Source organism: Candidatus Latescibacter sp. (assembly GCA_030692375.1).
Classification (GTDB): domain Bacteria; phylum Latescibacterota; class Latescibacteria; order Latescibacterales; family Latescibacteraceae; genus JAUYCD01.
In genome coordinates this window covers 1-6,480 of the sequence record JAUYCD010000068.1, presented here as the reverse complement: position 1 = coordinate 6,480, position 6,480 = coordinate 1, and the positions used below count along the sequence as shown (strand labels likewise).

Genomic DNA, 6,480 nt, shown 5'->3' with positions numbered 1-6,480 from the left:
ACAGGAATATCCATCCGGCCATCGGATCTTTTTCAAATACTGAAAACAATCATCTTCGATCTGAAACCGTTCTTGAAACTGGAAAAAACTGATTTCAATATAATTACTCATGCTTACCTCCAGTTCAAAGATTCATCTGTTGTACTGGTGTAAACATATATATTTTTGCATCAAATGTCAAGAGTGCTGTTTCAAATCGATAAGCGAATATTCCAATTCTTATTCAAATTGACGTAAAACCTCACCCGCCCTTCGGGCACCCTCTCCTAATTAGGAGAGGGACGGGGTGAGGTAAATATTGGAAATCATGCCATTTTGAACGCTTATTGGAATTAGATAAGATTCGTGATCGTATATATAGATGCCGAAACAAGTTCGGCATGACACGTGTCATCCTGAACTCGTTTCAGGATCTAAATGTGCAATAAAGCGCAATATTTTCAAAAATACTTACAAAATGACATAACTGGATTAATTAATTTTCAACTATTGAATGCAGACGATTTTTTCCAAAAATAGGAGGCATTATGATAACGGAATTGAAAAAGGGAGTATACTGGGTTGGAATCGCGGACTGGGAATTACGGAGATTTCACGGGCATGAGCTTTCCACTCACCGAGGGTCCACGTATAACTCCTATCTCATTCTCGATGAGAAAACGGTTTTGGTCGATACAGTCTGGGAACCCTTCGAAGAGCAGTTTTTGGAAAACATCCGTGAGATTATCGATCCGGCGAAGATTGACATCATTGTGGCGAATCACTCGGAAGTAGATCATTCAGGAAGTCTTCCGGCAGTGATCCGCCATGCTCCGCAGGCCGAACTGGTGGTATCGAAAAGGGGAGCCGAAAGCTTCGAAGGCCACTATCACCAGCCCTGGAAATTTCGTCCTATGAAAACGGGCGATCGTATTTCTATCGGCAGAAACGAGCTGGTTTTTATCGAAGCTCCGATGGTACATTGGCCTGACAGCATGTTCACTTATCTTACCGGCCATAACATTCTCATGTCCAATGATGCATTCGGCCAGCATTACTGCACAAATTACCGGTTCAATGACCAGGTTGATCGTGAGGAGCTTTATTGGGAGGCTTTTAAATACTATGTGAATATTCTGACCCCATACAGCGATATAATTGCGAAAAAAATTGATGAGGTTCTCTCCCTGGGGCTTCCAATTGAAATGATTGCTCCCAGCCACGGCGTAATCTGGCGTGACAACCCTATGCAGATTGTCGATTCATACCGTGAATGGACACAGCAGAAACCGGATGCGCGGGCGGTGATTCTCTACGATACCATGTGGCACGCCACCCGCCGCATGGCTGAGGCCATTGGTGACGGGCTTACTGACGCCGGGGTGCAGTACAAGATTGTAAACATGTCGGTTACCGACCGTAATGATACGCTGGTGGATGTTTTCCGATCAACATGTATTATTGTCGGTTCGCCCACTTTGAACAACCGGGTTCTGCCGACCATTACTCCGATTCTTGAGGATATCCGGGGCTTGAGGTTTAAAAACAAAATCGGGGCAGCATTCGGTTCTTATGGCTGGAGCGGCGAGTCTGTCCGGATAATCGAGGAGCATTTCGGTCAGTGTTCGATCCCTCTGGCCCGTCCGGGAATCAAGTGCAAATGGCAGCCGCGCGCTGAAGATCTCGTCTCCTGTCGCGCATTCGGAAAAGAGATCGGAGAGATAACGAAAAAAGCTGCTTCATCGATGTTCCCGATGAGGTGAAAGGTACGCTGAAAAACATAGTGTTTCTCCGTTCCGCTAAAAACTCACCCCCTAACCCCCTCTCTATTCTATAGAGGGGGAACAATAAGGCCTGCAACGAGTTATCCCCTCTCTATTATAGAGAGGGGACCAAGGGGTGAGTTTAGAAAAAGCTGTAAAATAAAAACATTATGCTCTTTTGGGACTGAGCCTTCCGCAGGCCTGGATGAAATCCGGCGAGCTGTGAATATAACCGAACATGATGCTTGTCCGCCAGAGAGCCTGTTCCTTGTTGAATTCGCCATAGGTCGAAGCCTTGTTTTCCACAATCAATCATTTTTAGCGGCGAGCTGTCCGCAGGCGGCGAGAATGTCTGTCCCCCTGCTCTTGCGGAGAAGCGCGGTGACATTCCCGTCGAAAAGGATTTTCTGGAATGCCTCGATCTTCCGGTCGGAAGGCCGTTTGAAAGGGGAACCCTCGTACTCGTTATATCCGATAATATTGATCTTTGAAGGAATCCTGCGGGCAATGGCAAGGAGCCTTCGCGCATCTTCCGGCGAGTCATTGACACCGTCCATCAGGATATATTCGAACGTTATCCTGCGGCGGGTGATACGGGTGAATTCTTGGGCGGCGTCAAGAAGTTCTTTCAAAGGATAGCGGCGGTTGATGGGCATGAGCTTATTCCGGAGTTCGTCATCTGCGGCGTTCAGCGAGATGGCAAGCCCCAGCCGCCGGTATTCACGGGCCAGCCGGATAATGCCGGGAACGATGCCGCAGGTGGACAGGGTAATTTTCTGCTGCCCGATGGACAGGCCGGTTTCCATGATGATTATGGTCAATGCCCTGAGCACCGCATCGAGATTATCGAGCGGCTCGCCCATACCCATGAACACAACGTTTGTGATATCTTCTCTGCAGGCTTGCAGCATGCGCCGCATACTTATAAGCTGATCGACGATCTCCCCGGCGGCAAGATTCCGCATGAATTGCATTTTCCCCGTACGGCAAAAACCGCAGCCCATCTTGCAGCCCACCTGGGAAGATATGCAGGCGGTCACCCGGCCTTCGTCACGGATAATCACGCTCTCGATATGGTTTCCGTCGGCAAGCTCCCACAAATACTTGTCGGTGGAACTGTCAAGAGATCTCTTTGTTTCTGCCAGCTTCATCGTCCCGATGATGAAACGGTCCTTGATTTCTTCCCGAAATGCCTTTGAAAGATTAGTCATTTCGTCAAAAGACCGGGCGCCCTTTTCATGAATCCAGCGAAATATCTGAAGCCCCCGGTATTTTTCCTTGCCTTTCGGAAGGAGTACGGATATTTCTTCGGGTAAAAGCCCGGTTAACTGTATCCTCGCCATGTTTCTCCCTCTGTGTGCTTCTGAATTTACCAAACTCATGTAATACCCGCAAGCCTTTTTGGATTCTTGCTTTATTCTGCACATTATTTTATATTTCAGCAACAAACGGAGGAAGAATGAAATCAGTCTGGATAATTCTCCCGGTTTTTTGCGGTATGGCCTGGTCATCGTGCGCATCACGGTCCGGAAATCTCAATCATGCCGATAAGGTGGCGGATATCAGTAAAGTTTGGAATCAGGAATTTAAAACCGAAAGCGATGCCGAAAAAATTCTGACCCAGTATACCATCCCGTTCCGTATAGACAATCCTTTGATCGAACCGGGCTCCATCAGCAGTTCTATCCGCCGGGTGGATCCAAGTCACGAGGAGCAGATTTATTGTAAGGCCATACTCCTGGACAGCCTCTCGACAGAAGCGGATATACGGTACCAGGCCGGGAAGGATTCGCTTGGAGAGAAAGCATATACTGAATATCGTCAGAAATATCTCCGAGAAAAGGTACAGAACGGACAATTCCGCATCCGTATCGAAATGGAATCCGGATTTTCCTCCCTGTCGATCAATCCAAAATTCTGGTCCATGTATATTGTTAATGCAAAGGGAGTCATGATCGAACCTTTGCAAATCGTTGCCATTCCGGTGGTTTCAGAGCAGGATAGTGTTTATTCAAGCAGTCATCGCATAAAACTGGCCAGAAATCGCATACGGGGGGAAATAACCCTGATTTTTAACCGGATAACCTTTTTCAAAGAAGATCTGTTCGGTCCGAATAATCGTTCGATTACTCTCGAAATAACCCGTGACCAGAAAACCCTCGCACGGGTAGCCTGGAAAATCTCGGGGAAATAAACATTTTGAATCTCAGGACATGGAAATGTTTGAACTCAGTGTAGATACCCAGTTCTCTGCAGCGCACTGTTTACGAGGCTATGTAGGCGATTGCGGACGTGTTCACGGGCATACCTGGAAGGTCACGGTGAATGTGGGCGCGCAAAGTAATGACAACATGGGTATGGCTATGGATTTCAAAGTGATAGCGAAAACACTTGAGGAATCGGTTAAAGATTTTGACCATCGCTTTTTAAATGAGCTTGAATATTTTTCCACGGTAAATCCAACCGCCGAAAACATCGCCTCCCTACTGTTTGACCGGCTTTCCCACGAGATAAACAGAAACGGCGCCTCTGTTCTCTCGGTTACCGTCGCTGAAAGCGACAGGTACAGGGCAACCTACCGTCAGGAAAAACAACCATGACCACTAACTTTAAAAAAGCGGTGGTGCTCCTGTCCGGAGGAATGGATTCCGCCACCACGCTCGCTATTGCAATTCGCGACGGATTTGAAGCCTGCACCATGAGCTTCAACTACGGACAGAGGCATTCCTGCGAATTGGATGCCGCACAAAAGATTGCCGATACATTCGGAGTCGAACGGAGGTTGCTGGTAACTATCGATCTACGGCTTTTCGGCGGCTCGGCATTGACTTCAAATATCGAAGTCCCGAAGAACCGTTCCGAAGGTGAAATCGCGCAGGGCATTCCGATCACCTATGTTCCGGCCCGTAACACCATTTTCCTCGCCTATGCCCTGGGATGGGCCGAAGTTATAGGCGCACATGACATATTCATCGGAGTGAATGCAGTTGATTATTCCGGGTATCCTGATTGCCGCCCCGAATTCATCCGGGCTTTTGAGAGCATGGCCAATCTCGCCACCAAAGAAGGTGTGGAAGGCCGCAGGATTACCATCCGTACTCCGCTTATCCACTTTTCAAAAGCGGAAATCATCAAAACCGGAGTGGGGCTTGGAGTTGATTACTCTCTCACATTCAGTTGTTACGATCCCTCCGGGGAAGGTTTCGCCTGCGGCGAATGCGACAGCTGCCAGCTTCGTAAAAAAGGGTTCAGGAATGCCGGCATACAGGATCCGACAAGATATAGATGAATTTTTTAGACAGGATTTACATGATTTACAAGATTTTATCTTTTTATTTCCAGTCGTGTTAATCTTGTTAATCATGTCTAAATGTTTTGAATTCTTTTGTCAAGCATATACAATATTAGAATGGGAGAGAGTAAGATGCAAGCTATTGATCGAGATGCGATCAGCCGGATGGTCAAATCAACAGTTGAGAAAACCCCCGTTCTCGATGTGCATACACATATCTTTGACGCCAATTTCGGAAATCTCCTTCTCTGGGGAATCGATGAACTCCTGACATATCATTATCTCATAGCCGAGGTTTTCCGTGCCGCTCCCATGCCGTATGCACAGTTCTGGGCAATGAGCAAAAAAGAGCAGGCTGATTATATCTGGCGGCGCCTTTTTCTCGAACGTTCCCCGATTTCCGAAGCATGCAGGGGCATTGTGACCTGCATCCGGGAGCTGGGTCTTGATCCCGGAGAGCGAAACCTGGAGAATATTCGCTCTTACTTCAGGGATCTGCGGGCTGCCGACTACATTGATATTGTGTTCGCCAGGTCCAATGTCCGCCAGGTGGTTATGACCAATGATCCGTTCGATGACTCCGAACGCCCGATATGGAACCGTGAGATGCAGCGTGATTCACGGTTTCTCGCCGCCCTCCGCATCGACCGCCTTCTCCTCGACTGGAACCGTTCCTGTGACATGCTGAAATCCTGGGGGTATGAAGTGGAGCACGGTCTCGGCCCCTGGACTTTCCGCGAGATACGCCGTTTTCTCTCCGACTGGGTCAAAAAGATGCATCCCGTTTACATGGCAGCGTCATTACCCCCTTCCTTTACCTTTCCTGAAAACTCCCCATGCGGCGTCATTATAGAACGCTGTGTTTTGCCTGCGGGGAGAGAGAACAACCTCCCGTTTGCGATGATGATCGGGGTCAAGAAGCTGGTCAATCCCGAGCTCGGGCTGGCCGGGGACAGTGTGGGCAAAAGTTCAATAGATGCTTTGGTGCGGCTCTGTTCCCTGTATCCCGAAAATCGTTTCCTGGTCACCATGCTTTCCCGCGAGAACCAGCATGAACTCTGTGTAACCGCACGGAAATTCCCGAACCTTATGGTATTCGGCTGCTGGTGGTTTCTCAACAACCCCAGCATCATCGAGGAGATGACAAGGGAACGGATCGAGCTTCTCGGTTTCTCCATGATACCCCAGCATTCCGATGCACGCGTTCTTGACCAGCTTCTGTACAAGTGGCGTCACTCTCGAAAGGTTATCGGAGATGTCCTGGCGGAAAAGTACCTGGATCTGGCTGATTCAGGATGGAGAGTTGATGAGGAAGAGGTTCGCCGTGATGTTAAACTTCTCTTTGGGGGAATCTTTGAGAAATTCATTTCCTGATTTAGTGTTTCCAATTCTCAAATGCATGTGAAAAAGTTACTTTTTATTATCATTTAGATCCTGAATCGAGTT

7 protein-coding genes are annotated in these 6,480 nt (G+C 48.1%); 5 read left to right on the top strand and 2 right to left on the bottom strand.

Features of this window, described 5'->3' with window-relative positions; genetic code table 11:
- Positions 1 to 527 precede the first annotated feature (527 nt).
- Positions 528 to 1,742 (top strand): MBL fold metallo-hydrolase, encoded by a 1,215-nt coding sequence (locus Q8O92_04550; GenBank protein MDP2982584.1) that lies wholly within the window; start codon positions 528 to 530, stop codon positions 1,740 to 1,742.
- Between the two features lie 168 nt (positions 1,743 to 1,910).
- On the opposite strand, the gene Q8O92_04545 is transcribed toward Q8O92_04550, so the two are convergent.
- Together Q8O92_04545 and rlmN are read right to left on the bottom strand one after the other, a co-directional pair.
- Positions 1,911 to 2,048, bottom strand: coding sequence for a hypothetical protein (locus Q8O92_04545; protein ID MDP2982583.1), 138 nt, complete (start codon positions 2,046 to 2,048; stop codon positions 1,911 to 1,913).
- A gap of 2 nt (positions 2,049 to 2,050) precedes the next feature.
- Positions 2,051 to 3,085 (bottom strand): 23S rRNA (adenine(2503)-C(2))-methyltransferase RlmN, encoded by a 1,035-nt coding sequence (rlmN, locus tag Q8O92_04540; GenBank protein ID MDP2982582.1) that lies wholly within the window; start codon positions 3,083 to 3,085, stop codon positions 2,051 to 2,053.
- 116 nt (positions 3,086 to 3,201) lie between these two features.
- Between rlmN and Q8O92_04535 the strand changes: the two genes are divergently transcribed.
- From Q8O92_04535 to Q8O92_04520, 4 genes are all read left to right on the top strand, one after another.
- Positions 3,202 to 3,936 carry a hypothetical protein gene (locus Q8O92_04535; protein MDP2982581.1) on the top strand — a complete coding sequence of 245 codons (735 nt, stop codon included), beginning with the start codon at positions 3,202 to 3,204 and terminating at the stop codon, positions 3,934 to 3,936.
- 25 nt (positions 3,937 to 3,961) lie between these two features.
- Complete coding sequence (gene queD / locus Q8O92_04530; GenBank protein ID MDP2982580.1) at positions 3,962 to 4,342, top strand: 6-carboxytetrahydropterin synthase QueD; 381 nt, start codon at positions 3,962 to 3,964, stop codon at positions 4,340 to 4,342.
- The gene (gene queC / locus Q8O92_04525) at positions 4,339 to 5,031 is read left to right on the top strand and encodes a 7-cyano-7-deazaguanine synthase QueC (protein ID MDP2982579.1); all 693 of its coding nucleotides are present in this window, start codon (positions 4,339 to 4,341) and stop codon (positions 5,029 to 5,031) included. Before queD ends, queC begins: the two co-directional genes overlap by 4 nt.
- Positions 5,032 to 5,166: 135 nt before the next feature.
- Complete coding sequence (locus Q8O92_04520) at positions 5,167 to 6,408, top strand: glucuronate isomerase (protein MDP2982578.1); 1,242 nt, start codon at positions 5,167 to 5,169, stop codon at positions 6,406 to 6,408.
- Positions 6,409 to 6,480 lie beyond the last annotated feature (72 nt).

Coding starts and splice junctions, on each gene's coding strand:
- queD (MDP2982580.1), top strand. CDS start 3,962: ATGTTTGAACTCAGTGTAGATACCCAGTTCTCTGCAGCGCACTGTTTA.
- Q8O92_04535 (MDP2982581.1), top strand. CDS start 3,202: ATGAAATCAGTCTGGATAATTCTCCCGGTTTTTTGCGGTATGGCCTGG.
- Q8O92_04550 (MDP2982584.1), top strand. CDS start 528: ATGATAACGGAATTGAAAAAGGGAGTATACTGGGTTGGAATCGCGGAC.
- queC (MDP2982579.1), top strand. CDS start 4,339: ATGACCACTAACTTTAAAAAAGCGGTGGTGCTCCTGTCCGGAGGAATG.
- Q8O92_04520 (MDP2982578.1), top strand. CDS start 5,167: ATGCAAGCTATTGATCGAGATGCGATCAGCCGGATGGTCAAATCAACA.
- rlmN (MDP2982582.1), bottom strand. CDS start 3,085: ATGGCGAGGATACAGTTAACCGGGCTTTTACCCGAAGAAATATCCGTA.